Genomic DNA, 26,940 nt, shown 5'->3' with positions numbered 1-26,940 from the left:
TGCTTGAAAGGAGAGACAAAAGAGCATGGCAGCAAGAGGAAGTGTATTGTTGTACAATTTTACAGATAAAGCGAGAACAGATAAAGTAAAATTTATCTTCGTGCTCATGGGCATCAAGATCCGCAGCGTGGCGAAGGAGGATTACCTGCAGACCATCGGCGCCCTGTCCGGCGTGACCCGGATAGAGCGGACGGAGGAGGTCTATGAGGGAGAGGGCTTTGAGGAGGAGATGCTGGTCATCTGCAATCTCACGGACGCCCAGATGAACCAGATGCTGGCCTACTTCCGCAAGGAGGGGATCCAGATTGCACTGAAGGCGGCCCTGACTCCCACTAACATGAACTGGAGCTCCGTGGAGCTTCACGATGAGCTGGTGCGGGAGCACGAGGCGGTCCAGAAGCAGATCCGGGAGCAGAGAGAACAGAAAGGCCAGAACGAGCAGAAGAGCGAACAATGATGGAGATAAACAGAAAGGAAGAGGCAGGAGCGTTCACTCTGGAGGGAGCCCGCTACAGGCGGGAGCCGGAGGGAATCCTGCTGGAGCAGGCGGCGGACACAGAGGAGGTCCGCATACCAGATGAGATAGAGGGGGAGCCGGTCCGGTGGGCGGCTCCCTACGCCTTTGCCAGGACCAGGGCTGTGCGGATCGAGCTGCCGCCCCATATGGAGAAAATTGGAAACTACAGCTTTTACAGGTGCTTTGGGCTGCGCAGCCTGTCCTTCTCGGACGCTCTGATGGACGTGGGATCGGGGGCCTTCAATGGCTGCGCCCTGCGTAAGATACGCATTGACCACTACAGGGGAGAGAAGTCCTCCCTGAAATTCCTTGTGGATGAGCTGCGGTACGCCCTCTGTGTGACCCTTGTCTATCACCGGGCGGACGGAAGGGAGGAGGAGGCCAGGCTCCTCTTCCCCGAGCACTACGAGGAGGCGGTGGAGAACACTCCGGCCCGGATCGTGGAGACTCACTACCACGGATCCGGCGGGGACTATCGCCAGTGCTTTTATGACCGGGAGCTGAATTTCGCGGAGTACGACCGGCTCTTTCCCAGAGCCGTGGCCGAGGAGAGCCGGGAGGACGCCCTGCAGCTGGCGGCTCTGAGGCTGTGCTGGCCCTACAGGCTGGCGGAGGAGGCCAGGAAGAGATACGAGGCCTATCTGAGAGACCACATGTCCTGCGCAGGCAAAGTCTACGTGGAACAGGGGGATCTGCACATGCTTCGATTTTTCGGGGAGGCCGGCTATTGGGACCGGGAGGCGCTGGAGGCGGCCGTTGACGCGGCTGCAAAGAAAAAGGAGGCGGAGATGCTGGGCTTTCTCATGGATGAGAGAAGACGGCTGTTTCCGGGGAAGAAAAAGGTGTTTGAGCTATGACAGACCAGAGGGAAAAACAGCAGACTGCAGGTGAACAGCTTGCCGGTATCGGCAGGGATATACTGATCCTTGTAAGAAACGAGCTGTATCTGAGCATGCGGTTCCTGGATGTGGCTCTCTCCGGCTTTTCCTATGTGATGGATCTGACGGCGGAGCCGGCGGCCACAGACGGCTTTGCTATCTACTATCATCCGGGGCGGATAGGAGGCATCTACCGGGAGAGCCAGGTGGACATGTGCCGGCTGTACCTGCACATGGTGCTCCACTGCCTGTTCCGCCATCTTATCCGGAGAGAGGGGCGGGACCGGCGGCTCTGGGATCTGGCCTGCGATATAGCGGCTGAGTCCATCACGGACAGTATGTATATACGGACCGTGAGGCGGGGGAAATCCTGGCTGCGGCAGGAGACCTACCGGAAGCTGAGAGAAGAGATGAAGGTGCTGACGGCGGAGAAGATCTACGGCTGCCTGGAGAGATGGGATCTGCCGGAGCGAAAGCTGGGGGAGCTGGAGCGGGAGTTTTTCACGGACAGCCACAAGTACTGGCCTGCGGATGACGACCGGGAGAGAAAGCAGGAGATCGAGAACCGGTGGCAGAACCAGAGCGAGAGGACACAGACAGAGCTGGAGACCTTCTCAAAGGAGGCGGCATCGGCGGCGGGGGATCTTCTGGGCCAGGTGAAGGTGGAGAACAGAGAGCGTTACAACTACCGGGAGTTCCTTAAGAAATTCGCGGTTCTGAAGGAGGAGGTGTCTGTGGACCAGGACTCCTTTGACTACGTGTTCTACAGCTACGGCCTGTCCCTCTATGGGAATATGCCTCTCATCGAGCCTCAGGAGTGGAAGGAGACGAAGAAGATCGAAGAGTTTGTCATTGTGGTCGACACCTCCATGTCCTGCTCCGGGGAGCTGGTGAAAAAATTCCTGGAGGAGACCTACGGGGTCTTAAGCGAACAGGACAGCTATTTTCACAGGGTGAATATCCACATCATCCAGTGCGACGACCAGGTCCAGTCGGACCGGAAGATCACCAGCCGGGAAGAGCTGAAGGAGTACATGGATGAGCTGGAGCTGCGGGGCGAGGGAGGAACCGACTTCCGGCCCGCCTTCGACTACGTGAACGGACTCCTTGAGAAAAAGGAGTTCCATCAGCTGAAGGGGCTCATCTATTTCACTGACGGGCAGGGGGGTTACCCGTCAAAGATGCCGCCCTACGAGACAGCCTTTGTCTTCCTGGAGGAGGACTATGAGGACAGGGAGGTGCCGCCCTGGGCCATCAAGCTGGTGCTGGAGAAAGAGGAGATTGAGAATATGTCCGGGAGAGAACCGGAGGAAAAAGGAGATACAGCATGGATATAAAACGAGCCAAACAGGAAATCAAGGACTCCATAGAGGCCTATCTGGAAAAGGACGCCTACGGGGAGTACATGATCCCTGCCGTCCGCCAGAGGCCCATCCTTCTCATGGGTCCACCGGGCATCGGCAAGACTCAGATCATGGAGCAGATCGCCAGGGAGTGCGGGATCGGTCTGGTGTCCTACACCATCACCCACCACACCCGGCAGAGCGCCATAGGCCTCCCCTTCATCCGGGAGAAGGTGTACGGCGGGAAGACCTTCTCTGTCACAGAGTACACTATGAGCGAAATCATCGCCTCCGTCTACGACAAGATGGAGGAGACGGGACTTGGGGAGGGGATCCTCTTTATCGACGAGATCAACTGCGTCTCCGAGACGCTGGCCCCCACCATGCTCCAGTTCCTCCAGTGCAAGATGTTCGGCAACCAGAGGGTGCCGGAGGGGTGGATCATCGTGGCAGCCGGGAACCCGCCGGAGTACAATAAGTCGGTTCGGGAGTTTGACGTGGTGACTCTGGACCGGATCCGCCGCATCGACGTGGAGGAGAACTACGGCGTCTGGCGGGAGTACGCCTGGCAGGCAGGCATCCACCCGGCCATTCTGTCCTACCTGGAGCTGAAAAGAGAGTATTTTTACAGGATGGAGACCACGGTGGACGGCCGCATGTTCGCCACCGCCAGGGGCTGGGAGGACCTGTCGGAGTTCCTGAAGGCCTGCGAGGCTGTGGGAAAGAAGGTGGACCGGGAGGTGGTGCACCAGTACATTCAGCACTGGAAGATCGCCAAGGATTTCGCGGGTTACCTGGAGCTGTTTGCAAAATATAAAAAGGACTACGGGCTGGAGAAGCTCCTGGAGGGCAGGTACAGTGAAGATACACTGGAAAAGCTGAAGTTCGCCTCCTTTGACGAGCGGCTCAGCGTGGTGGGGATGCTCCTTGGAAAGCTCTCGGAGCTCTTCCGGGACAGCTATCTGGCCGACCGGTACGTGACAAAGCTCTTTGCATGTCTGAAGGGCTACAAGGCCTGCGGCAGTCTGGAGGAGACGGCCGCGGCCGCCGGGGAGCAATACGAAAGGCTGCGGCGGTCCGGGCAGCTCACAAAGGAGGCGGATCACATGCTGCGGCAGGTGAACGACACGCTGGAGAGGTATCAGCAGCTCCTGAAGGAGGAGAACCTGACGGCTCCTCAGCAGGCGGAGGAGGCCTTTGAGAGAGTGCGGGCCGAGTTCGAGAAGGAGACCAGGAAGCGGGAGGAGCTCCTGGAGAGGACCGGAAAGGCTTTGGACAATGCCTTTTACTTCATGGAGGCGGCCTTCGGGGACAGCCAGGAGATGGTCTCCTTTGTGACAGAGCTGAACACCAACTACTACAGCGTCCAGTACCTGAAGGAGAACGACTGTGACATGTACTACAAGTACAACAAGAGGCTCCTTGTGGACGAGCAGCGGGAGAAGCTTCTGGCGGCCATGGATGAGGCGGAGGACCGCATGAGGGAGCAGGGGGCGTCGGATATCGGATGACAGAGATAGAATACGTCTGTGCAGATGCAGGGTGAGACAGGTAAATAAAAGCCATCTCCGGGCAGGAAAGGTGCCCGCGAGATGGCTTTCTTATATTCTGAGATGCTTTCTGTAAGAAGAGGCAGGGCCGGAACACAGTTCCGCCTACTCCCCGTATTTCTCCCTGTACGTCTTCATGGCGTCCCGGATCAGCTTGTCGAACTTGTCCGCCTGCCAGGCTGCCCGGCCGGTGAAGAGGCCGTCGATGGAGGGCTGCACGATGAGCTCGTTGGCGTTACCCGGGTTCACGCTGCCGCCGTAGAGAACCGGGATGTCCGCGCCCGCGTCGCCGAAGATCTCCAGGAGGCAGGCTTTGATGACCTTGTGCATCTCCTCCGCATAGTCCGGTGAAGCGGGGGTGCCGTTGACGCCGATGGACCAGACGGGCTCATAGGCGACCCAGATGTTTGGAACATCTGATACCGGCACATCGTGGAAGCCCACCTTCAGCTGGGTGCGCAGCACCTCCGGGCTGATGCCGAAGTTCTTCTCCTCGGCTGTCTCGCCGATGCAAAGCAGTGTGGTAAATCCGTGCTTCAGGGCAGCCTTTACCTTCAGGTTCTCCTCCGCGTCCGTCTCGCCGAAGACGTGGCGCCTCTCGGAGTGGCCGATCATGACAAGGTCAAGCCCCAGCTCCTCCAGCATCAGCGGGGAGATCTCTCCTGTGAACTGACCCTCGTCCTCCCAGCACATATTCTGGGCGCCCAGCTTGACATAGGAGCGGTCCACGTTCTTTGCGGCGCTCTCCAGAGTAGTGTAGGAGGGGATGATGAAGAGCTCCATCTCCTCCCGGCTGATATCCTTTGTCAGGGCAACCAGGTCCTGCAGATATTTTACAGTGTCCTGGATGTTTTTGTACATCTTGAGATTGCTTCCGAAATACAGTTTCTTCTTCATTATTCTACATCCTTTCCCTTGATTTTTCTTGTTCCCGCAAAAAAATCGGCCCCTGAGGGCTTATTTTGTACCTGGATTTATTATATATGAAATGCGGAAAAAGAGCAATATATATCTTTCGGAAAAACGTCAAAAAAATAACAAAACGAAAAAACGAAAGAAAACGAAAAAACGGACAGAAAATCGTATAAGATATGCACAAAAAACACAAATAAAAAATATATAAATGTACTGAAATTACAAAAAGGAGTTGAAAAAGGAAAAAGGAAGTAATAGAATAAGAGCATAAAAAGAAAGGAAATCGAAAACAAAACGAAAGGAAGAGAAAAATGAGCGAAAAATTCAGACCTGTAACAGCAATCACTATGGGGGATCCGGCAGGCATTGGACCGGAGATCGTTGTCGGCACTATGCTGGACAAGGAAATACATGAGTGCTGCCGCCCCTTTGTGATCGGAAGTGAGGCAATCATGGAGAGAGCCGCAAAGGTTCTCGGCAAAGAGCTGAAGTACAATAAGATCAGCGATCCTTCTGAGGCAAAGTATGAATTTGGAACAGTAGATATCCTGGAGACAGGGGATTACGATACAGACTCTATCGAGTGGGGGAAGGAGCAGAAGCTGGCCGGACAGATGGCTGTAGACTGGATCATGAAATCCATTGAGCTTGGAATGGCAAAGAAGATTGATGCTGTGTCCACAGCGCCTATCCACAAGGGAGCCATCAAGCTGGTGGGCGTAAAGGAGCCGGGACATACGGAGATCTATCAGCATGCCACCAACTCACCCTACGCGCTGACCATGTTCTCCTGCCATAAGCTTCGTGTCTTCTTCGTGAGCCGCCATATGTCACTTGTTGACGCGTGTCACTATGCCACAAAGGACGTGATCCTCGAGGATGTGATCAACATTGACAAGGAGCTGAGAAAGGTGGGCATCGAGAACCCGCTGATCGCGGTTGCGGGACTGAACCCCCACAACGGAGACCACGGACTTTTCGGGACAGAGGAGATCACAGATATCGGACCGGCTGTTGAGGCCGCAAAGGAGAGAGGCATCAACTGCGTGGGACCCTGCCCGGCAGACTCGGTATTCCATATTGGAAAATCCGGCAAGTACGACGCGATCCTGTCCCTCTATCATGACCAGGGACACATCGCCTGCAAGACACTGGATTTTGAGAAATCCGTTACACTGACCTTTGGACTTCCCTTCATCAGAAGCTCCGTGGATCACGGAACAGCGTTTGATATTGCCGGAAAGGGAATTGCGGGCTGTGTGAGCATGATCGAGTCAACAAAGGTAGTCGCTGAGTATGCGGCGAAGCAGCATGAAAGGGGAGAAAGGTAATGCCATTAATCGGAGCAGTGGCGGACGACCTGACAGGCGCGACAACGACGGGTGTACTTCTTGCAAGGTCAAAAGCAAGGACAGCAGTATTTTTTAATGAAGAAGCAGCTTTAAAGGGAGAGGGAGTGGATGAGCTGGACGCCATCCTCATCAGCAGCAACAGCCGTCCTCTTCCGGCGAACGAGGCATATGCAAAGGTAAAATCGGCGACAGACGCCCTGAAGCGCATGGGCGTGAAATATTTTTCCAAGAGGATCGACACCACCCTGAGAGGCGGCGTGGGCGTGGAGATCGACGCCATGATGGACCAGGTGGGAGATGACTGCGTGGCGGTCGTAGTGCCGGCCATGCCCCAGTCCAGACGTATCCTTGTGGGCGGCTACTCTGTCATCGACGGCGTGGCCCTGATCAACACACCGGTGGCCCAGGATGTGCGGACGCCTGTGAAAGAAAACTATATTCCAAGACTTCTGGAGGGACAGACGAGGAGACAGGTTGAGCTTGTCACTTTGGACAAGGTGCTCCAGGGTGAGGAGGCTATCCGGGACGCCCTGAAGGAGGCCAGGGAAGCAGGCGGCGAGGTCATTGTCGTGGACGGTATCACCATTGAGGACGTGGAGGAGATCGCCAAGGCATGTATTGAGCTGAAGTGGAATGTGATCGCGGTGGATCCGGGTCCCTTCACAGCCAAGCTGGCTTACTACAGAAATCTGATTAAAGAAGAGGAGCCGAACATTCCGCCTGAGGCGGATGAGACCGGCAAGACGGTCCTCATAGCGGCCGGAAGCGCCACACCTGTCACGAAGAAGCAGATGGAGGTGCTCTGCCAGGATCCCAGACATGTGCGCATCAGCGTGGATCCCATCAAGCTCATCGAGGGCGGGGACACAGCTCTGGACGAGGTGTTCCGGGCCGTACATATCGCGGAGGATCTGCTGAAATCCGACAACCAGCCCAGAGCCATCCTCTTTGAGACAGCCCTCCACGGGGAGCTTCTCAACCTGGATGAGGAGGACAACAAGCGGCATTATGCGGGCGGCATGAGCGCCAACAGGATCAATGCCGGACTTGGAACGATCATTTCCCAGCTCCTTGAGATCTGCGGAAGAGATAAGATTGCGGGACTTTATACAACGGGTGGTGACACCATGGTCAATGTGTGCTACCAGCTTGGTGTAGAGTGCATAGAAGTAATGGATTATGTAATTGCCCAGACAGACATTGGCAGGCTTGTGGGAAGCTATGACGGGCTTCCGATCGTGGGCAAGGGCGGACTCACCGGAAACGACCACACAGCATGCGATATCGTGGATCGTCTGTTCCGGGAGGCTGCAAGAAAGTAGGAAACCACAAAGTATGAAGTAAGGTTTGGAGGAAGTGCAAAAATGAGTGAAAACACAGAAGTAAAGAAACCAAAAGATCTGGATCTTTTGAACAAAATGAAAAAGCTGCCGGGCGGACTTGTCATCATCCCCCTGGTAATCGCGGTGCTGCTTGCCACGTTCTGCCCCCAGGTTTATCAGGTGGGCGGCTATGTGACAGCCCTGTTCTACGATGGCAACTCCTGTATGATGGGATTTTTCCTGATCGTATGCGGATCCGCCATCAACATTAAGCAGGTTGGTATGCCTCTCTACAAGGGCGTGACGCTGACAGCCACCAAGTTCCTTCTTGGCGTGATCATCGGTATGCTGGTAAGCGCCATCTGCGGACCGGAAGGGTTCCTTGGCATCGCTCCCTTCGTATGGATCGCGACCATCACGAACTCAAACGGATCCCTGTACATTTCCCTGTCCGCTCAGTTTGGTAACGCGACAGACACAGGAGCTATCTCCATCCTGTCCCTGAACGACGGACCGTTCTTCACACTGATCGCTCTGGGAGCTACAGGACTGGCGTCTATCCCGATCGACTCTCTGATCGCAGTACTTGTTCCGCTGCTCATCGGCTTCATCTGGGGTAACTTAGACGCAGGCTTCAGAAAGGCATGCGCGACAGCTCAGCCGATCGTCACCTTCTTCATGACGATCTCCATCGGAGCAAAGACAGATGTCAACACCATCATCACAGCAGGCGCTGCCGGCATCGTTCTCGGTCTGGTATCCGCTGCTACAGCAGTGATCTTCTTCTTCACAAACAACATTCTTCTTCCGAAGAAGGAGAGAAACGCCATGGGCGCTGCCATCGGTACGACCGCTCTGAACTCTGCCATGACACCTGCGGCAGTAGGCGAGGCAGACCCGGCTATGGCTCAGTACGTAGATATGGCTACAGCACAGTGCGCGACAGCATCCGTTGTTACCCTGTTCCTCTGCCCGTTCATCACAGCATTCTTCGACAAACTGATGCAGAAGAAACAGCTTGGCATCTACTCACCGGAGGGCTGGGCACGCTACAAGGTTGACTCAAGCGTACCGGCTCCGGTAGCAGAATAAGAAACCGAAACAAAAATAAACGAAAAAAATCGAACATAATTCATTACAAAAAAGTGAAAAAAGTCCTCTTATATGTTACAATAGGGTTGTGCATATTAAGAGGACTTTTTAAAATCAGGAGAGAGGTACTTTACATATGGAAAAACTGAAGGTGCAGCTTACAAAGGAGCAGTTGTTTGACTTCCTTTTATATCATACATTTTCAAAGGCATCCGGCTTCCTTGTGAATATGCTGGGAATGTGCGTGATCGTGCTGGGAGCCGTCATGCAGTTCATTGGAAAGATCCAGTTTGGGCAGTTTGTCCTCTATGTGATCGCCGGTGTCGTGGTACTGGGCTATACGCCGCTGCTGCTAAGGCACAGGGCAAAGAAACAGATGGAGGTCAATCCGGAGTACAGAGACCCCAGGGAATACACCTTTTCCGATGAGGGAATCTGTGTGGCACAGAACGGGGAGGAGAAAACGTATGACTGGAGTAAGATCCAGCGCACGGTGACAACTCCCAAGACCATCGGCATCTACTACGGAAAGGACCTGGCCTTTATCATCCCGAAGGAGGCCTTTGGAGACAGGTTCGTGCCGGTTATGCAGATGGTGGTGCAGCACATTGGGCTGAACAATGTAAGGCTGACTCAGTAGCAGAATATTTTTGAGATACAGGGGGAGTCGCTATGGAAGAGCGCAGGCAGGCAATACTGAGAGAACTGGAAGAAAAGGGGAAGGTCCGGGTGGCGGACTTGAGCCGTGAGCTCGGATGCTCGGAGGTGACCATCCGCAACGACATCAAGAGCATGAGCGCGGAGGGATTGCTGAAGCGCACCCACGGCGGCGCGGTCAGCCTGGAGCAGAACATGGCCCGGAAGTACAGGGCTGAGACCATTTACCGGCATGTGGACCGGAAAAAGGCCATCGCGGCCCGGGCCTATGAGTACATTGAGGACAGGGATACCATCATCATAGACGACGCGTCCAGCAGCTTTTACCTGGCCCTGCACATCAAGAGCCATCCGGAGAAAAGAGTGGCTGTGGTCACCAACTCCCTCCTCGTGGGGAATGAGCTGGCGGGCATCGACCATGTGGAGCTGTACATGATCGGCGGCTATGTGGGCGGCCATCTGGCGGCCAGCATGGGAGAGTCGGCTGTGGAGAACATGGAGCACTTCCACGTGGACAAGGGCTTTATCGGCGTCCACGGCATTAATTTTGAGGCGGGACTCACCTCCATCGCCACACCCCAGATGCAGGTGAAGCGGGCTATACTGAAGGCCTCCAGGGAGGTCTACGTGCTGGCCGACAGCAGCAAGTTCGGCGGCGGTTATCTGTCCGTCATCTGCCCCATTGACCGTGTGGACACGATCATCACGGACAGGGAGGTCTCAAAAGAAAATATTGCTATCGCCAGAGAGATGAAGGTGCCTCTCGTGATCGCGTAGTTTCGTGGAAGAGTATTGAAATACAGAAATTGCTGTGTTATAGTATACATATAAAGAGCAGCCGCTGTAAGTGGCCGGCTCCCAAGAAATAGTTATAAAAACTGCCCTGGCTCGCCAAAGTCACAGGGCAGTTTTATTTTCACCGATTGTTCCTATCTATGTAGGTCAGCAATGCAATCAGAAACATTCCAAATGTCAGCATAAGAGATAAGGCATCAGAAATATCCATATGCATCCCTCCCTTCATTTTTATCATGCGGGAGGCATCCACCCTGTATGCGGCTGCTCACAGAGAGAATAACATAAACAAACATAAATCTCAATTGTTCCAGGAGAGCTTTATGTTTTTTGTATAGTATTACATAAAAATATATCCGTGGCAAAACGTCATCCTCCTGCATATGCTGAGATAGACAGTATATGCGGGAGGTATTTTTATGCCCTATTCGATCATGATGGATGCCGGACACGGGGGCCGGGATCCCGGAGCAGTCTACAATGGACGGCAGGAAAAGGACGACACGCTGCGGCTCGCACTGGCTGTGGGGGAGATCCTGCAGAACCGGGGGATCGACGTGGAGTACACCAGAACGACGGACGTGTATGAGACGCCCTACGAGAAGGCCATGGAGGCCAACCAGGCGGGGGTGGATCTTTTCATCTCCATCCACCGGAATTCATTTCCAACGGACAACGAGGTCTCCGGGGTGGAGTCCCTTGTGTATGACCTGTCCGGGCTGAAGCTGGAGATCGCGGAGGCCATCGATGAGGAGCTGGCCACGGTGGGCTTTGTGGACCTGGGAGTGAAGGCAAGGCCTAATCTTGTGGTGCTCAAGAGGACAAAGATGCCGGCTGTGCTGGTGGAGGCGGGATTTATCAACTCGGACACGGACAATATGCTGTTTGACCAGAACTTTGACGATATTGCCCTGGCTATCGCGGAGGCCATACTGGACACACTGCAGCGGAACGGCCTTGTGGAGGACAGCTCTCAGGGGACGCCGGAGGCCGAGGCAGGCGGTATGGGAAATCAGAATACGGCCTACGAAAATGACAATGAGTTTGAGAACCAGACAGTGCCGGACTACCGGGTGCAGGCCGGCGCCTTCCGCAACAGGTCCTATGCGGAGCGGCTGCGGAACGAGCTGCTGGAGCAGGATTTCCCGGCCTACATCGATGACTCGGACGGCTACCTCCGGGTTCAGGTGGGAAATTTTGGCACTCTGGACGAGGCGGCGGACATGGAGCAGAGGCTGAAGAGGGCCGGCTACGCCACGGTGATCGTCGCGGCGCCGTAAGTGACGGCGCCGGGCGCGCCCGGACCGCCGCAGGGGCGGACCGGCAGAAGGGGCGGCCTCACACGCGGCGATCCCGGTATGGCTTTCCCGGCGGATTTGTGATAAGATAGGTCCAGTAAATCTGGAGGTAAAGACATGGCAGATAAGATGAGTTTCCAGCAGAAGCTGGCAGACATCATGAAGCTGGCGCAGGAAAACGGCATGCGCATGACAGCGGAGGAGACAGAACAGTTTTTTGAGGACGACGGGCTCACGAAGGAGCAGATGGATCTTGTATTCGACTACCTTCTCTCCCAGAAGGTGGCGGTGCAGGGGTATGTGAGAAAGCCCGGCACAGTGCAGGAGTCCGGGGATGGAGAGGAAATGCCCGGGTCGGATGCCCTGAGCGCGGAGGAAAAGGAGTACCTGGAGGACTATCTCCGCCAGATAGGGGAGCTGCAGGCGACCTCTGAGGAGGAGGCAAGGCTTGCCCTCTATCTCCGGCTGGTATACGAGGAGGCGGTGAAGCTGCACAGGGAGGAGGTCTTTATCGGCGACATGATCCAGGAGGGCAATGCGGCCCTTGTGGAGGCGATGGATCTGCACCCTGCCGGGGAGGGCGAGCAGGAGCTGGTGATGGCTGATGTCCGCGCGGCCATGCGGGCTCTTCTCGCGTCCCAGACAGAGATGAAACGGCGGGATCGGAAGATGGTGAACCAGGTCACAAGGCTGGACGAGACGATCAAGCAGATGACTGACGAGCTGGGCCGGAAGGTGGACGTGCAGGAAGTGGCAGAGCGGTTGGAACTGACAGAGGAGCAGGTCAGGGATATCCTGAAGCTGACAGGGGAGGAGCCGGAGGACGAAAAATAGCGCGGCGTTGAATTTCTCCTTCAAGTGTTGTATGATGAACAGTGGAAAAAGACAGAAAGGTTTAGGTTATGAAAGAGAAATTTGAGCATAGATTAGAACAGGCAGTGGGCGCTGAGAGGATTTTCCGCGAGGAGCCCATGAAGCTGCACACCACCTTCCGCATCGGGGGACCGGCGCAGTATCTGGTGGCGCCCCGCACAAAGGAGGAGGTGCAGGAGGTGGTCCGCCTCTGCAGGGAGGAGGGGATGCCCTGGTATATTATAGGAAACGGGAGCAACCTTCTTGTCTCGGATAAGGGATACAGAGGCGTGGTGATACAGCTCTTCAAGGATTTCGCTGACATCCGGACAGAGGGGACGAGGATCTTCGCGCGGGCCGGAGCCTCCCTGGCAAAGATCGCGGCGGAGGCTCTCAGGAACAGCCTGACCGGCTTTGAGTTCGCCGCCGGCATACCGGGAACCCTGGGCGGCGCCTGCATCATGAACGCCGGCGCCTACGGCGGTGAGATGAAAGATGTGCTGGAGTCTGTCACTGTCCTTGACGGCCAGGGGGACATCCGGGTGCTGCCAAGGGAGGAGCTGGACATGGGCTACCGCACCAGCCGGGCGGCCCGGGAGGGCTATATCGTCCTGGAGGCGGTGATCGACCTGGAGCCGGGAGATGAGTCAAAGATCCGGGAAAAGCTGGAGGATCTGAAGGAGAGGCGCACCAGCAAGCAGCCCCTGGAGTATCCAAGCGCGGGGAGCACCTTCAAGAGGCCGGAGGGCTACTTTGCCGGCAAGCTGATACAGGATGCGGGCCTGCGGGGCCTGCGCGTAGGGGATGCCATGGTGTCGGAGAAGCACTGCGGCTTTGTCATCAACTGCGGAAGCGCTACCGCGGCGGACGTGGACAGGCTGATCCGTCAGGTACAGGAGCGTGTGAGAGAAAACTCCGGAGTGACGCTGGAGCCGGAGGTAAAGAGACTGGGAGAGTTTTAGACATGAGATTTATCATTGTGACCGGAATGTCGGGGGCGGGGAAGAGCACAGCCCTCAAGATGCTGGAGGATGCAGGCTACTTCTGCGTGGACAATCTGCCTGTGCAGCTTGTGCCCAAGCTGGGGGAGCTGCTCATTGTGCCGGGGACGGAGATTAACAAGATCGCCCTGGGCATGGACATCCGCAGCGGCCAGGGGATCGACGACCTGGAGCAGTCCCTGGAGGCCCTGGACCGGATGAAGATCAAGTACGAGGTGCTGTTTCTGGAGGCCTCCGACGAGGTGCTGATCAAGAGGTACAAGGAGACCCGGCGCAGCCATCCCCTGGCCGGGGGCGGCCGGGTGGACGAGGGCATACGCAAGGAGAGGGAGAAGCTGGCCTTCCTGAAAAAGAGGGCGGACTACCTGGTGGACACCAGCCGGATGCTCACAAGAGAGCTGCGGGCAGAGCTGCACAAGATCTTTGTGGAGAACAAGGACTACAAGAACCTCTACATCACCGTGCTGTCCTTTGGATTTAAATACGGGCTCCCGAGCGACGCGGATCTGGTATTTGATGTGCGCTTTCTGCCCAACCCGTACTATATCGATGAGCTGAGGCCCAAGAGCGGGCTTGATCCGGAGGTGCGGGACTATGTTATGTCCAGCGACACGGCCCGGCAGTTTCTTGACAAGCTGACGGACATGATCCGCTTTCTGATCCCCAATTATGTGTCTGAGGGGAAGACACAGCTTGTCATCGCCATCGGCTGCACGGGAGGAAAGCACCGGTCTGTCACGCTGGCGGGCGCCCTCTACGGGGAGCTGGCCAGGGAGGAGCAGGACTACGGCATCAAGATCGAGCACAGGGACATCGGCAAGGATGCGGTGACAAAGGGAAAATAGCAGCGGAAAACGCGGAGAAAAGAAGCAGGGATAGATATGTCATTTTCAGGCAAAGTGAAAGAGGAGCTGGCGAGAGTGTGTCCCAGAGCCAGGCACTGCAGGCTTGCGGAGCTCGCCGCAATCACAGGCATGTGCGGGGAGTGGAGAGAGGAGGAGGGCTGTCTGTCCTTCCTTGTGCACTCGGAAAATATTGCCGTCGTGAGAAAATGCTTTACATTGATCGAAAAAACCTTTAATATAGGTAATGAAATTGCTGTCCAGACAGCGGTGCGCAGAAATATGCACAAGGACAGCAGCGTATACTATTTGTGTGCGTCCGGGGAATGTCTGCGGGCTGTGCGCCACGCGGACGTGCAGGCGGTCTGCTGTAAGAGGGCTTACCTGCGCGGCGCTTTCCTGTCTTCAGGATCCATGAGCGACCCCGGAAAATCCTATCACTTTGAGATTGTCTGTAATACTTTGGAAAAAGCGCAGTATCTTCAGCAGCTTATGCAGGACTTCGGCCTGGAGGCCCGCATTGTGAGAAGGAAAAAGAACATTATCGTATACCTGAAGGAGGGTGACCGCATCGTGGACGCCCTGAACGTGATGGACGCTCCGGTGGCTCTGATGGAGCTGGAGAATGTTCGGATCCTGAAGGATATGCGCAATAATGTGAACCGGAAGGTAAACTGTGAGACAGCCAATATCAACAAGACAGTCTCTGCCGCAGTTAAGCAGAGGGATGATATTGAATACATCCGCGACACGGTGGGACTTTCAGGATTGCCGGACGGACTGCGGGACGTTGCCCTTACACGCCTCGCATATCCCGATGCATCATTGAAGGAGCTGGGAGAGCTCCTGGAGAACCCGGTGGGGAAATCCGGAGTGAACCACAGGCTCAGGAAGTTAAGTGAAATGGCAGATAAGTTAAGGGATAGCAAGGAGGTACAATATGATCAAGAAACCAGTGACAATTAAACTTAGGGACGGTCTTGACGCAAGACCGATCGCGCTGCTTGTGCAGGAAGCCAGCCAGTATTCCAGCCATGTGTACATAGAGGTGGCTGACAAGAAGGTGAACGCCAAGAGCATTATGGGTATGATGAGCCTGACCATGGGCGAGGGCGATGAGTTTACAGTTGTCGCGGATGGCGAAGACGAGGAAGCGGCAGTAGCTGGCGTGGAGAGATTTCTCTCGGAGCAGAAATAGATGAAATAAAAGATCTGTAAAGGGAAAGGGCATTTTGTAAATGCCCTTTTTTGGCCTAGGCAGACAGCGGAAGGGGAGACAGAGATGAAGAGACTGTTGTTTGTGTACAACCCCCATGCGGGGAAGGGGCTCCTGAAGCCCAAGGTATCGGATATTATCGATATTTTCGTGAAGGCGGGCTACGAGGTGACGGCCTATCCGACCCAGGCCTACCACGATGCCTACAGGAAGATACGGGAATTCACGGACCACTATGACCTGGTGGTGTGCAGCGGTGGCGACGGCACCATCGACGAGGTGGTGACCGGCATGATGGCCAGGGAGGACAGGGTGCCCGTGGGCTATATCCCCACCGGGACCACCAATGATTTTGCCCACAGCCTTAAGATCCCCAGGGATATACTGGCCGCTGCGGACAACGCTGTGAACGGGCAGGCGTTTCCCTGTGATGTGGGACAGTTTAACGACGGCATTTTCGTGTACATTGCGGCCTTTGGCCTGTTCACGGATGTCTCCTACCAGACCAACCAGACGGCCAAGAACATACTGGGGCATCTGGCCTATGTGCTGGAGGGGACAAAGCGGCTCTTCAACATACCCTCCTACCGGATCAAGGTGACTCACGACGGAGAGGTGATCGAGGATGAGTTTATTTACGGCATGGTGACCAACTCCCGCTCTGTGGGAGGCTTTCGGAACATGGTGGGAAAGAACGTGTCCTTTGACGACGGCGTCTTTGAGGTGACCTTGATCAAGATGCCGAAAAACCCCATTGAGCTGCAGGAGATCATCACAGCTCTTCTGACCGAGCAGACCAACGGCAAGCACATGTATTCCTTCAAGAGCGGCCATCTGGTCTTTGAGTCCCTGGAGGAGATCCCCTGGACACTGGACGGGGAGTTTGGAGGAGACCACGATGTGGTGGAGATCCACAATCTCCAGAAGCAGCTTCAGATCATGGTGCCGGCAAAGCATATAGCCGAGCTGTCAGAGGCCGGGAAAGCGACGGAGGAGCAGGTGGAAGAGAAGAGGAAGGAACCGTAGAGGTTTCCCCCCTCTTTTGCGGCTTTTTTCACGACTGAAAAAATTTTTGAAAAAAATGAAAAAAATGCTTGCAATCTGTCGGGATGTTTGATATTATAATCAGGCAGCAAGCAATACGGCTCCGTGGTCAAGAGGTCAAGACGCTAGCCTCTCACGCTGGAATCAGGGGTTCGATTCCCCTCGGAGTCACTGAAGGATCTTCGAAGTGCAGTCATGCAGTCTCGAAGATCTTTTTTTGTTGTAAGGGGCATTCGCCCCCTGCGGAAAACGCTCCGCCTCAGAGGCGGGCAGGACAAAAGAAGAAAGGAAGAAAATGAAGAAGTTTATCGAGGAATTCAAGACATTTGCCCTCCGGGGAAATATGATGGATATGGCCATTGGTGTCATTATCGGCGGTGCCTTTTCCGGGATCGTCACATCGCTCACGGACAATTTTATCAACCCCATCCTGAATGTGGTTACAGGGGGACGGCTGTACAGCCTGCAGGATGTGGCAGGATTTGCCTCTGCCTTTCTGTCCTCTCTGGTCAATTTCTTTATCATGGCGTTTGTGCTGTTCTGCCTGCTGAAGGGAGTCAATAAGCTGATGAGCCTTGGGAAAAAGCCGGAGGCGGAGACGGCGCCGACAACAAAGAAATGCCCCTACTGCATGAGCGAGATCGATATTGCGGCAACCCGCTGCCCGCACTGCACTTCTCAGCTTGCGGAATAATACGGCGAGAGGCCCGCAGACACTGTGAATGTCTGCGGGCCTCTCAATGTATATCATGAAATGAGTAAAGAGTGGAGCATATTTATACGGACTCGGCAATCTCCTTTGTGATCCTCAGGAATTTGTCGATGTCCTCTGTGCCGTGGCAGTGAAGCGGTGATACGCGGATCGCTCCGGGAATCCCCAGCGTATCCACGATCCTCTTGGAGTACATGCTGCTTCTCACGCGCTCAAATACGGTGACGCCGCGCTTCATGTACTCGACCACGCAGTCGGGGTAGTCGATCCCCTTGATGCCCATGGCAACGATCAGGTCTTTGTATGTAAGGTCTTCCATGTCCACGTAAACCTCCACGTTCGGGATGTGGCGAAGACCCGGGGTCCCCGGGGTTCCCTCCAGCATACGGTACAGAAGAGCACGCTCCTGCATATGGATGCGGGTCATGCCCTCCACAAAGAGCTCGCGCTTGTCCTGGCTGTGGATGAAATGCTCGCCGATGGAGCATACATAGTCGATGACAGCCATCATGGCGGCAAAGTTGCCGGGGGTAGGTGTTCCCAGCGCCCACACGTTGGCGTCCTTGAAGGTCAGCTTGTGGTGCATCATGGTAGCTACCCGGTCAGATACGTAGGCAAATCCGCAGCCTCTCACGCCGAAGAATTTATAGGGCGCGATGTTGGCGGCGTCCACGCCCCAGTCCTCCACGTCGATGACAGCGTGGGGCGCGTGCTGCACAGTATCCGTGATCACATAGCACTCCGGGTTGACTTCCTTTACCCTGCGAACGATCTCCTTGATGTCCATGATGTTTCCGGAAATATTGGAGGCGGCCATGATGCTGACAAGACAGGTGTCCTTGTCTACATATTTCATCACTTCGTCCGCGTCAATTCCGCCGGTGGTCCTGTTGGCCGGAACCTCCCGGAACTCTCTTCCTGTCTTTGTGCAGGCGTACTCGACAGCATCGTGTGCTGACGGGTGCTCCAGGCAGGATGTAACAGCATTTGTTCCCCATTTTACATTGCTTAAGATGACATCCACGATCTGGAACATAGTCTGGGAAGCGGACAGCTCTGTCACGAGAGCGCCGCTCTTCGCGCCGAAGATAACCTCCAGTATTTCCTTTGTTCCCTCGGATACATAGTGAGCCAGCTTCAGCCCTCTGGCATAGTTCCTCTCCGGGCAGTCCGGAAACTGCTCTGCAGCCATCTTGGCCTCAACGGCTGCTTTCAGGCGAAGTGATCCGCCGGAGTTCTCAAAGAAAAGACGGGGTCCGTAGAGCGGATCCGCATCAGCGTAACAGAACTGAGCTTTCAGGTGTTTCTGATAGTCTTCCGGGAATAAAATTCCATGTTCTGCGTTCATAGTTTTTCCTCCTTTTCATCAGGATTAAGTCCCCTTTGTTTGTTGCCTTTATCATATCATGCACAAAAAAAATTGTGAAATGAATATTTTCATTGTATAATATTGAAAAAATTTATATTTGCCGATGCAAGAGGAGGGAACTTATGAACCTGGCGGAGATTGAGACATTTTTGATGATCGTGAAGACAAAAAATATCACAAAGACGGCGGAAAATCTTTTCCTGTCCCAGCCCACCGTGAGCCACAGGCTGAAATCCCTGGAGGAGGAGCTGGACGTAAAGCTCATCGCGAGGAAGAAGGGCTACAAGCAGATCGAGATCACGACCCAGGGCGAAGCATTTATCCCCATTGCGGAGCGCTGGGTTTCCGTCTGGAGAGAGATGCAGTACTTGAAGCACAGCCAGGAGACGCTCTATCTGACTGTGGGATGTACGGACACCATGAATTCTGTGCTCATGGAGCTCTACCATCAGATGCTGGGGGAGAAGGAGCAAAATATCAACCTTCATATTAAAACACACTATTCCTACGAGCTCTATGAGCTGCTGGAGAACCATGAGATCGACATTGGGTTTGTCTACCATCACCTGCATTTCAGGAATATCGAGGTGGAGCCGGTCCTGCGGGAGAAAATGTATATCGTGCAGCCCGAGCCCGCGCTGATAGAGAAGAGGGTCATCCAAATTGATGAGCTGGACCCGGCCAACGAGATCTTTGTGAGCTGGGACGGGGATTTTCAGATCTGGCATGACCAGAAGGTGGGGAAGGGAAAGCGCCCAAAGGCGTGGGTGGACAGCTTCTGCCTTCTGTATCACCTGCTGGACGAGGAGGGGGCGTGGGCGATCGTCCCCGCATCGGTGGCGCGTCGGATCGCAAACCTCAAGTCGGTGTGCGTCAGCCGGATCGGGGGCGGCGTCACTCCGCCGGAGCGGACGATCTACAAGATCAGGCACAAGTATCCCAACGAGGCTACTCTGAAAGCGGTCAGGATATTTGAGGGAAAGATGGAAAACTATCTGAAAGAGATCGGGTGGGAGCTGCCGGATGAGGAAATTTAAAATAAATATAGAAGTTGTTAATATTTCAAGAAGAAATAATCTATTTTATGAAATAAAAACCTTGTGCTATACTGTGAATAGTTAATAAAGAAACGAATGAATTGGACGAAAAATTAAGACAATTCAACAAAAACGAAACAGGTTGAAGTCAAATGAAAGGAGTGAACGAGCATGGAGGCAGAATTTCTGACGGGCGGCGACGAGTCTTTGTATGTGAAGCTTGGGGATGAGATCAGTCTGGAAGTCAACGGGAGAGTGAAGAGCCTGATGCAGAGACTGGAGGCGGACCCTGTGGAGGGCATTGCGGAGATGGTCCCCACCTATGCGACGCTGATGATCCACTACAGACCGGAGAAGATCCTTTACGGTCAGCTCGTGGAGGAAGTGAAGAAGAGACTGGACGGAGCAGGGGAAGAGAAGACGGAAGTCTCCCAGATCGTGAAAGTGCTCCCCATCTGCTATGACAGGGAGTTTGCGCTGGACCTGGACGAGTGCGCGGCCTTTGAGAAGATATCTGTGGAGGAGTTCATCCGCATGCACTCAGAGCATGAGTACTATGCGTACATGCTGGGAGTTGCCCCGGGACATGCCTACATGGCCAGGTTCGAGGAGCCCTTCCACTTCAAGAGAAGGACGGAGCCCAGAGTACGCATCAACGGCCGCTCCATCGTGGCGGCGGAGACCCAGTCCAACCTGATCCCCTTTGACCAGCCCTGCGGCTGGAATGTGGTGGCAGGCACACCCTGTAACATCTGCGACTACTCCAAGGAACAGCCCTTCCTTGTAAACGCGGGGGACTGGGTGAAATATCAGCCTGTCAGCCGGAAAGAGTATGATCTCATCCGTGCGGACGTGGAGAGAGGAACCTATAAACTGGAGACATATGTGAAAAAGGCGGTGAAATAAAAGATGGGAATTATCGTTGAAAATCCGGGTATCCAGACGACCGTGCAGGATGAGGGGCGATTCGGATACCAGCAGTTCGGCGTATCGCCGGCAGGTCCTATGGATACAAAGTCCTTTTTCCTCGCCAATATACTGGCAGGTAATAAGAGAGGGGAGAGCGCCCTGGAGGTCACCTTCATGGGTCCTGCATTGAAATTTGAAGAGGACAATATCATAGCGGTGACGGGGGCCAACGTATCTCCGGCAGTGAACGGAGAGGCAATTCCCATGTACCAGGCCGTGCTCATCCACGCGGGAGACACACTTTCCTTTGGAGTGGCAAACGGCGGCAGCCGCGCCTACATCGCTTTTGCCGGCGGATTGGATGTTCCGGTAGTCATGGGCAGCAAGTCTACATTGATGAGGAATAAGCTGGGCGGCGTGGAAGGACGAAAGCTGGAGAAAGGGGACAGGATCGGTTTTGTGAAGCCGAAGACCAGTCTTCCGAAGATGGAGCTGAGAAAACTGGAGCCGGAGAAATTCCCCCAGAAGGAAATCACGGTGCGGGTGGTGACCGGGCCTCAGGACACAGCCTTTACAGAGGAAGAAGTGCGGAAATTCTTCTGGTACAGCGCCACCATCACCAATGAGTCGGACAGAATGGGCATCCGGCTGGAGAGGGAGGAGCCCCTGCACCATATCAAAGATGGAAATATACTGACGGACGGCGTTGCTTTCGGCTCCATCCAGGTGCCCACAAACGGGCAGGTCATTATCATGATGGCAGACCGGCAGACGACAGGCGGCTACACAAAGATAGGGACGGTCATTTCTGTGGATCTTCCCAAACTGGCTCAGGCCCAGCCTGGCTACAAGGTACATTTTGTGAGAGTAGGCATTCAGCTTGCCCAGGAGCTGTATCTGCGGCAGCAGAAAGAACTGAAGAACCTGGAGAGATGTCTGGGACAGAGGAGCTGAGAAACCTTGCCGCACAGGTGCGGCGCCACATAGAAGGGGAAATGAAACATGAAACTGGAAAAGATCACAGCCCTGCTCCACGAAGTGGACAGATCCGGCGTGACAGAATTTGAGATACAGGACGGAGACTTCCGCATCTCTATCAAAAAGACGGCGGCCCAGGCGGAAAGCGGCCAGGCAGCCCCGGCGGTGAGCGGCCGGCAGGCGGAGCCTGAGGAGAAAGAGGAAGAAGTGTCCATCCAGGAAGGAACCATCATACGCTCGCCCCTTGTAGGCATCTTCCATGCCTCCGACAGCCAGAGTGGAGAGCCCTTTGTGACTGTGGGAAGCACGGTGGAACAGGGACAGGTGATGGGAACCATCGAGGCAATGAAGATGATGAACGATGTAGTGGCAGGATGCGGCGGCACAGTGTCTGAAGTCCTTGTAAAGGACGGGGAACTGGTAGAGTACGCGCAGCCTCTCTTCGTCATCGAGGGATAGGAGCAAAAAGAGATGTTTCGGAAAATACTGATTGCAAACAGAGGAGAGATCGCTGTGCGCATCATCCGGGCCTGCCGGGAGATGGGCATCCGCACCGTGGCAGTGTACTCCGAGGCAGACGAGGATGCCATGCATGTGAGACTGGCAGATGAGGCAGTCTGCATCGGTCCGGCGGCTCCGTCCGCCAGCTACCTGGATATGGACCGGCTCATCAGCACGGCCCTGGCCACAAAGGCGGAGGCCATCCATCCGGGATTTGGCTTTCTCTCCGAAAATGCAGATTTTGCAGAGAAATGTGCGAAGTTCGGCATTACATTTATCGGACCTTCCGGTGAGCTTATCGACAAGATGGGCAACAAATCCGAGGCAAAACATACCATGAAAGAGGCGGGGATCCCTGTGGTTCCGGGAACGGACAGCCCGGTGTACGAGGCGGAGGAAGCCCTGGAGGCGGCGGAGGTCATCGGCTTCCCCGTCATGATCAAAGCCTCTGCGGGAGGCGGCGGAAAAGGCATGCGCCTGGCCTGGAACAGCCAGGAGTTCCCGGGGCTCTTCCACGCGGCAAAGCAGGAGGCGGTGAACGCCTTCGGGGACGGCAGCATGTACCTGGAGCGTTATGTACAGTCTCCCAGACACATCGAAGTCCAGATCATGGCCGACAAGTTCGGGAATGTAATCCATCTGGGCGAGAGGGACTGCTCGGTGCAGAGAAGGCACCAGAAAATGATAGAAGAGTCACCCTGTGCCTTTATCTCCCCGGAGACCCGGGAAAAGATCTGTGCCACAGCAGTGCAGGCGGCGAAGGCCGTGGGATACGAGAATGCGGGAACCATCGAGTTCCTCCTGGACCAGTCCGGCGAGTTCTTCTTCATGGAGATGAACACCAGGATCCAGGTGGAGCACCCGGTCAGCGAGCTGGTCTCCGGTGTGGATTTGATCCGGGAGCAGATCAGCGTAGCTGCCGGCCTTCCCCTAAGTGTGAAGCAGGAGGACATCTGCTTCAGGGGACACGCCCTTGAGTGCAGGATCAATGCGGAGGACCCGCTGCATAATTTCATGCCCTGCCCGGGGACGGTGGAGAAGCTCTATCTCCCGGGCGGCAACGGAGTGCGGATGGATACAGCCATCTACCCGGGCTACACCATACCGCCCTACTATGATTCCATGATCGTCAAGATCATCGCCTATGACAGGGACAGGATGAGCGCCATCCGGAAGATGATCAGCGTCCTGGGCGAGTTCAGGATCAAGGGAGTGACTACAAATCTGGATTTCCTCTACGATGTGCTGAATCATCCGGATTTCCAGAGCGGCATGTTCAGTACAGACTTCATAGAGAGACACTATGAGCTGTAGGATATAAAATCACTATCAACAAGATGCCGGCCGCCGGGCCGGCGCAGTATCAACACAAGAAAGGAAGAAGCGAATATGAAGATCGTAGTATTAGACGGTTACACACTGAACCCTGGAGATATTTCCTGGGAGGGAATGGAAGCTTTTGGCGAGGTGACGGTGTATGACCGCACAAAGGCTGAAGATGTAGTGGAGCGCATCGGGGATGCAGAGGTAGTCTACACAAACAAGACTCCTATCACAAAAGAGACAATGGACGCCTGCCCCGGCATGAAGTTCATCGGCGTTCTGGCAACAGGCTACAACATCGTGGATGTAGCTGCCGCAAAGGAGAAAGGGATCCCGGTATCCAACATTCCAACATACGGAACAGCCGCCGTTTCTCAGTTTGCCATCGCCCTTCTGCTGGAGCTGTGCCACCATATCGGCGAGCACTCTGACGCTGTAAAAGCAGGCGAGTGGACAAGCAATCCGGACTGGTGCTTCTGGAAATATCCTCTTGTTGAGCTGGCTGGCAAGAACATGGGTATCATCGGCTTTGGCCGGATCGGACAGGATACAGGTAAGATCGCCCAGGCTCTCGGAATGAAGGTTCTGGCCTACGATGCATTCAAACGCCCGGAACTGGAGAGCGACACATGCAAATATGTGGATCTGGACACGCTGCTGGCGCAGTCCGACGTAATCTCCCTGCACTGCCCGCTGTTCCCGGATACAGAAGGCATCATCAATAAAGACACCATCGCCAAAATGAAAGACGGCGTCATGATCATAAACGACTCAAGAGGCCCCCTTATTGTAGAGCAGGATCTCAGAGACGCTCTTGACAGCGGCAAGGTGGCAGGAGCTGCCCTGGACGTTGTATCCACAGAGCCCATCCAGATGGATAACCCGCTCCTTGGAGCAAAGAACGTGATCCTCACACCCCATATCGCATGGGCGCCGAAGGAGTCAAGGCAGAGGCTGATGGACATCGCGGTTGATAACCTGAAATGCTACGTGGACGGCAAACCGCAGAATGTCGTAAATGCATAAATATTTTAAAGAGGGATGCAAAACACAGCAAAAACAAAAAGAAAGGGTGGAAAAGACTATGTATCAGGTGGATTTGAACAGTGACATGGGTGAAAGCTTCGGCGCCTATAAGCTGGGCGGCGATGAGGAGATCATCAAGTATGTGACAACGGCAAACGTAGCCTGCGGATGGCATGCGGGAGATCCCATGGTAATGGACAAGACAGTCCGCATGGCAAAGGAGAGGGGCGTCATGGTAGGCGCGCACCCGGGATATCCGGATCTGATGGGCTTCGGACGCCGCAAAATGGTTCTGGCTCCTGCAGAGATCAAGAACTATGTGAAATATCAGATCGGAGCACTCTCCGCTTTCACACAGAGCTACGGTATGAAACTGCAGCATGTGGCTCCCCACGGCTCTATGGGCAACCAGTGCCAGTATGATGAGGAAGTTTCCACAGCGATTGTGGACGCCATCTGCGAGGTGGACAAGGACCTCATCGTCTACTACTGCGCAGGCGCTGTCTTAGGACAGATCGCTGAGAGCAGAGGCCTTCGCACGGCTTCCGAGATCTTCGCAGACCGTGCATACATGGATGATCTTTCTCTCGTTCCGAGAAAGATGGAGGGTTCCATGATCACAGACGAGAACATTGCCATTGAGAGATGCGTACGCATGATCAAAGAAGGCAAGGTAACATCCATCAACGGAAAAGAACTGGACATCAAGGGCGACACACTCTGTGTACACGGCGACGGGCCCAAGGCGCTTGCCTTCGTTCAGAAGATCCGTGAAAGATTTACACAAGAGGGGATTGAGATCAAACATCTGTAGAAGATGCAAAGTAAAGGAGTGAAGAAAATATGAGTAACACACAGAAGAAACAAATGTCTGTTGTCAAGAAGATGATCATTGCTTTGGTGGGCGGACTTGCAGTCGGACTTATCTTTATGTTTATCCGCAGCTCCATGCTGGAATCCGGAAATGAAGGTACATGGGACATCATCAATAAGATCCTCTTCCAGGATATCACAGCTGCTGACGGAACTGCGGCGCTGGGTCTTTTCTACATCATCGGACAGCTCTTTATGAGGGGTCTGCAGGCAGCCATCGTACCATTAGTACTTGTTTCCCTGAGCCTTGCCATGTGCAGTATCTCCAGCTCCACCAAGCTGGGAAGGATTGCAGGACGCACGGTGCTCGGCTTCGTCTGCTTCTACGTTGTGGGCGCTTTCTTCGGAGGCCTTGTGGCATATGCCATGAAGAGCGCGGGCCTCTTCAATGTAGAGCTGCCAGCTGAGGCGGTCACAGAGGCGGCCACCATCGACCAGTTCAACCCGCTGGCTACTATCGTGACAGCGGTCCCCTCCAATATTACAGAGGTATTCAGCAGCAACAACAGCATCCTGGCAGTCGTTGTGGTAGCTATCGTCATCGGCTTGTGTCTGCAGGCGCTGGGCGAGAAGGGCGAGCCTCTGAAGAAGGTGTTTGAGAGCGTCAGCGAAGTGGTCAACATGTATCTGACCTTCCTCATCAACAAGGTAGGCCCTGTTGCCATCTTCTGCCTCGTATCCCGCACCTTCGCCATCTACGGCGCTGAGTACCTGGCGCCGGCGGCAGCCTACATTGTGGGAGCTATGCTTACCCTGTTCGTGCTCGTGGTAACCCTGTACCCAATCGGTATCTGGCTCACCACAAGGCTGAATCCATTCAAGTTCTTAAAGAAGATCGCGAAAGTCGGTGTGTTTGGATTCTCCGTAAACTCATCCGCAGCCACACTGCCTCTGAACACCAGAACATGTCTGGACGAGCTGGGCTGCAGCGAGGAGATCACAAGCTTTGTGCTCCCCACAGGTATGACCATCAACATGAACGGTACCACAGTCATGCACATGTTCGCTGTTACTTTCATCGCCACCAGCTCGGGCATCGACGTGACACCGGCAAACCTGATCGTCATCGCATTCCTCTCCATCTGCGCGGCCATGGGCTGCCCGGCTATCCCGATCGCAGGAACAACCCTGATCGTGACCATCCTCTCCGGTATGGGCTGGACCTCCGATCTGTGCATGATCGCTTACGCACTGGTCGTAGCTATCAACCGTCCTGTTGAGATGGCGCTCCTGCCTCTGAATGTTATCGGCGACGCTGCTACAAACGTCATCGTAAACGCAAAAGAGAAGGAGATCGATCTGGACGTATACAACAGCTAATCAGATATACATACATCCTGTAACCAGACGGCATAAAGATCCCGGGACTGTTTACTGATGTGCGATAAAGAAGTAATAGAAGTGTAAAAAATTTTGCCGTTCCTATCCGGCACTTGCGCATTGTGTCGGATAGGTCGGGCGTTAGGCTTCGGGCAAGTCAATCTTGCCGACAAAGCTGTAATAAATCTCAATGTCCTGCCTGCGGGTGCCGTTCTCGT

The 26,940-nt window shown here is 54.7% G+C and carries 29 protein-coding genes and 1 tRNA gene; 26 read left to right on the top strand and 4 right to left on the bottom strand.

Annotated elements, in window-relative coordinates; translation table 11 throughout:
* The first annotated feature begins 25 nt into the window (after positions 1-25).
* From FGQ86_RS10910 to FGQ86_RS10895, 4 genes are read left to right on the top strand one after another with little or no spacing between them, the layout of a single operon-like run.
* A complete protein-coding gene (locus FGQ86_RS10910; RefSeq protein WP_138304042.1) occupies positions 26-457 on the top strand; it encodes a DUF3783 domain-containing protein in 432 nt (143 codons plus the stop codon).
* Positions 454-1,374 carry a leucine-rich repeat domain-containing protein gene (locus tag FGQ86_RS10905; RefSeq protein WP_052083821.1) on the top strand — a complete coding sequence of 307 codons (921 nt, stop codon included), beginning with the start codon at positions 454-456 and terminating at the stop codon, positions 1,372-1,374. The genes FGQ86_RS10910 and FGQ86_RS10905 overlap by 4 nt, the downstream gene beginning before the upstream one ends.
* A complete protein-coding gene (locus FGQ86_RS10900) occupies positions 1,371-2,732 on the top strand; it encodes a VWA-like domain-containing protein (RefSeq protein ID WP_052083823.1) in 1,362 nt (453 codons plus the stop codon). Before FGQ86_RS10905 ends, FGQ86_RS10900 begins: the two co-directional genes overlap by 4 nt.
* A complete protein-coding gene (locus FGQ86_RS10895) occupies positions 2,723-4,249 on the top strand; it encodes an AAA family ATPase (protein ID WP_033124659.1) in 1,527 nt (508 codons plus the stop codon). Before FGQ86_RS10900 ends, FGQ86_RS10895 begins: the two co-directional genes overlap by 10 nt.
* Before the next feature lie 144 nt (positions 4,250-4,393).
* On the opposite strand, the gene tpiA is transcribed toward FGQ86_RS10895, so the two are convergent.
* Positions 4,394-5,185: a triose-phosphate isomerase gene (tpiA, locus tag FGQ86_RS10890; RefSeq protein ID WP_033124660.1), complete on the bottom strand. Its 792-nt coding sequence runs from the start codon at positions 5,183-5,185 to the stop codon at positions 4,394-4,396.
* 329 nt (positions 5,186-5,514) lie between these two features.
* Between tpiA and pdxA the strand changes: the two genes are divergently transcribed.
* From pdxA to FGQ86_RS10865, 5 genes are all read left to right on the top strand, one after another.
* Entirely contained in the window at positions 5,515-6,534 is a 1,020-nt protein-coding gene (gene pdxA, locus FGQ86_RS10885; protein WP_033124661.1) for a 4-hydroxythreonine-4-phosphate dehydrogenase PdxA, read from the top strand.
* Positions 6,534-7,877, top strand: coding sequence for a four-carbon acid sugar kinase family protein (locus FGQ86_RS10880; RefSeq protein WP_033124662.1), 1,344 nt, complete (start codon positions 6,534-6,536; stop codon positions 7,875-7,877). The genes pdxA and FGQ86_RS10880 overlap by 1 nt, the downstream gene beginning before the upstream one ends.
* 42 nt (positions 7,878-7,919) lie before the next feature.
* Entirely contained in the window at positions 7,920-8,969 is a 1,050-nt protein-coding gene (locus FGQ86_RS10875; protein WP_033124663.1) for a 2-keto-3-deoxygluconate permease, read from the top strand.
* Between the two features lie 136 nt (positions 8,970-9,105).
* Positions 9,106-9,609, top strand: a complete 504-nt coding sequence (locus FGQ86_RS10870; protein WP_033124664.1) for a YcxB family protein — start codon at positions 9,106-9,108, stop codon at positions 9,607-9,609.
* 32 nt (positions 9,610-9,641) lie between these two features.
* Entirely contained in the window at positions 9,642-10,403 is a 762-nt protein-coding gene (locus FGQ86_RS10865; RefSeq protein WP_033124665.1) for a DeoR/GlpR family DNA-binding transcription regulator, read from the top strand.
* Between the two features lie 139 nt (positions 10,404-10,542).
* Here the strand turns inward: FGQ86_RS10865 and FGQ86_RS16480 are convergent, their stop codons facing one another.
* Complete coding sequence (locus FGQ86_RS16480) at positions 10,543-10,632, bottom strand: putative holin-like toxin (protein WP_138304041.1); 90 nt, start codon at positions 10,630-10,632, stop codon at positions 10,543-10,545.
* Positions 10,633-10,840: 208 nt separating this feature from the next.
* Here FGQ86_RS16480 and FGQ86_RS10855 point away from each other — a divergent pair, with 208 nt between their 5' ends.
* The 9 genes from FGQ86_RS10855 (at position 10,841) to mscL (ending at position 17,368) form a co-directional block, all read left to right on the top strand.
* Positions 10,841-11,701, top strand: a complete 861-nt coding sequence (locus FGQ86_RS10855) for an N-acetylmuramoyl-L-alanine amidase (RefSeq protein ID WP_138304039.1) — start codon at positions 10,841-10,843, stop codon at positions 11,699-11,701.
* 135 nt (positions 11,702-11,836) lie between these two features.
* Positions 11,837-12,553: a sigma-70 domain-containing protein gene (locus FGQ86_RS10850; protein ID WP_033124667.1), complete on the top strand. Its 717-nt coding sequence runs from the start codon at positions 11,837-11,839 to the stop codon at positions 12,551-12,553.
* Between the two features lie 68 nt (positions 12,554-12,621).
* Positions 12,622-13,533: a UDP-N-acetylmuramate dehydrogenase gene (gene murB, locus FGQ86_RS10845; RefSeq protein ID WP_138304036.1), complete on the top strand. Its 912-nt coding sequence runs from the start codon at positions 12,622-12,624 to the stop codon at positions 13,531-13,533.
* Positions 13,534-13,535: 2 nt separating this feature from the next.
* Positions 13,536-14,417 carry an RNase adapter RapZ gene (gene rapZ / locus FGQ86_RS10840; RefSeq protein ID WP_033124669.1) on the top strand — a complete coding sequence of 294 codons (882 nt, stop codon included), beginning with the start codon at positions 13,536-13,538 and terminating at the stop codon, positions 14,415-14,417.
* A gap of 36 nt (positions 14,418-14,453) precedes the next feature.
* Positions 14,454-15,380 (top strand): DNA-binding protein WhiA, encoded by a 927-nt coding sequence (gene whiA / locus FGQ86_RS10835; RefSeq protein WP_087175516.1) that lies wholly within the window; start codon positions 14,454-14,456, stop codon positions 15,378-15,380.
* Positions 15,355-15,612, top strand: a complete 258-nt coding sequence (locus FGQ86_RS10830) for an HPr family phosphocarrier protein (protein WP_033124671.1) — start codon at positions 15,355-15,357, stop codon at positions 15,610-15,612. Before whiA ends, FGQ86_RS10830 begins: the two co-directional genes overlap by 26 nt.
* An 84-nt stretch (positions 15,613-15,696) precedes the next feature.
* Positions 15,697-16,656 carry a YegS/Rv2252/BmrU family lipid kinase gene (locus FGQ86_RS10825; protein ID WP_033124803.1) on the top strand — a complete coding sequence of 320 codons (960 nt, stop codon included), beginning with the start codon at positions 15,697-15,699 and terminating at the stop codon, positions 16,654-16,656.
* Between the two features lie 117 nt (positions 16,657-16,773).
* Positions 16,774-16,845 (top strand) — tRNA-Glu (locus FGQ86_RS10820).
* 124 nt (positions 16,846-16,969) lie between these two features.
* Positions 16,970-17,368: a large conductance mechanosensitive channel protein MscL gene (gene mscL / locus FGQ86_RS10815; protein ID WP_033124672.1), complete on the top strand. Its 399-nt coding sequence runs from the start codon at positions 16,970-16,972 to the stop codon at positions 17,366-17,368.
* 82 nt (positions 17,369-17,450) lie between these two features.
* Here mscL and FGQ86_RS10810 read toward each other — a convergent pair whose 3' ends face one another.
* Positions 17,451-18,734 (bottom strand): aminotransferase class V-fold PLP-dependent enzyme, encoded by a 1,284-nt coding sequence (locus FGQ86_RS10810; RefSeq protein ID WP_087174785.1) that lies wholly within the window; start codon positions 18,732-18,734, stop codon positions 17,451-17,453.
* A gap of 143 nt (positions 18,735-18,877) precedes the next feature.
* Here FGQ86_RS10810 and FGQ86_RS10805 point away from each other — a divergent pair, with 143 nt between their 5' ends.
* From FGQ86_RS10805 to FGQ86_RS10770, 8 genes are all read left to right on the top strand, one after another.
* On the top strand, positions 18,878-19,792 hold the full coding sequence (locus tag FGQ86_RS10805) for a LysR family transcriptional regulator (protein WP_138304033.1): 915 nt from the start codon (positions 18,878-18,880) through the stop codon (positions 19,790-19,792).
* 171 nt (positions 19,793-19,963) lie between these two features.
* Positions 19,964-20,698, top strand: coding sequence for a carboxyltransferase domain-containing protein (locus FGQ86_RS10800; protein WP_138304030.1), 735 nt, complete (start codon positions 19,964-19,966; stop codon positions 20,696-20,698).
* Positions 20,699-20,701: 3 nt separating this feature from the next.
* Entirely contained in the window at positions 20,702-21,655 is a 954-nt protein-coding gene (locus FGQ86_RS10795; protein ID WP_138304028.1) for a biotin-dependent carboxyltransferase family protein, read from the top strand.
* 48 nt (positions 21,656-21,703) lie between these two features.
* Positions 21,704-22,138: an acetyl-CoA carboxylase biotin carboxyl carrier protein gene (gene accB, locus FGQ86_RS10790; RefSeq protein WP_138304026.1), complete on the top strand. Its 435-nt coding sequence runs from the start codon at positions 21,704-21,706 to the stop codon at positions 22,136-22,138.
* 12 nt (positions 22,139-22,150) lie between these two features.
* Positions 22,151-23,494, top strand: coding sequence for an acetyl-CoA carboxylase biotin carboxylase subunit (gene accC / locus FGQ86_RS10785; RefSeq protein ID WP_033124678.1), 1,344 nt, complete (start codon positions 22,151-22,153; stop codon positions 23,492-23,494).
* Positions 23,495-23,569: 75 nt separating this feature from the next.
* Positions 23,570-24,529, top strand: a complete 960-nt coding sequence (locus FGQ86_RS10780) for a D-2-hydroxyacid dehydrogenase (protein WP_033124679.1) — start codon at positions 23,570-23,572, stop codon at positions 24,527-24,529.
* Positions 24,530-24,587: 58 nt separating this feature from the next.
* The gene (locus tag FGQ86_RS10775) at positions 24,588-25,343 is read left to right on the top strand and encodes a 5-oxoprolinase subunit PxpA (protein WP_033124804.1); all 756 of its coding nucleotides are present in this window, start codon (positions 24,588-24,590) and stop codon (positions 25,341-25,343) included.
* Between the two features lie 29 nt (positions 25,344-25,372).
* Positions 25,373-26,722, top strand: coding sequence for a dicarboxylate/amino acid:cation symporter (locus FGQ86_RS10770; RefSeq protein ID WP_138304023.1), 1,350 nt, complete (start codon positions 25,373-25,375; stop codon positions 26,720-26,722).
* 141 nt (positions 26,723-26,863) lie between these two features.
* Here FGQ86_RS10770 and FGQ86_RS10765 read toward each other — a convergent pair.
* The coding region (locus FGQ86_RS10765) for a DUF4368 domain-containing protein (RefSeq protein WP_138304086.1) at positions 26,864-26,940 on the bottom strand (77 nt) is incomplete at its 5' end.

Source organism: Clostridium sp. BSD2780061688st1 H5 (assembly GCF_005845155.1).
Classification (GTDB): Bacteria; Bacillota; Clostridia; order Lachnospirales; family Lachnospiraceae; genus Claveliimonas; species Claveliimonas intestinigallinarum.
The sequence above is the reverse complement of the archived record's forward strand: the minus strand, read 5'-3'. Positions and strand labels throughout refer to the sequence as shown.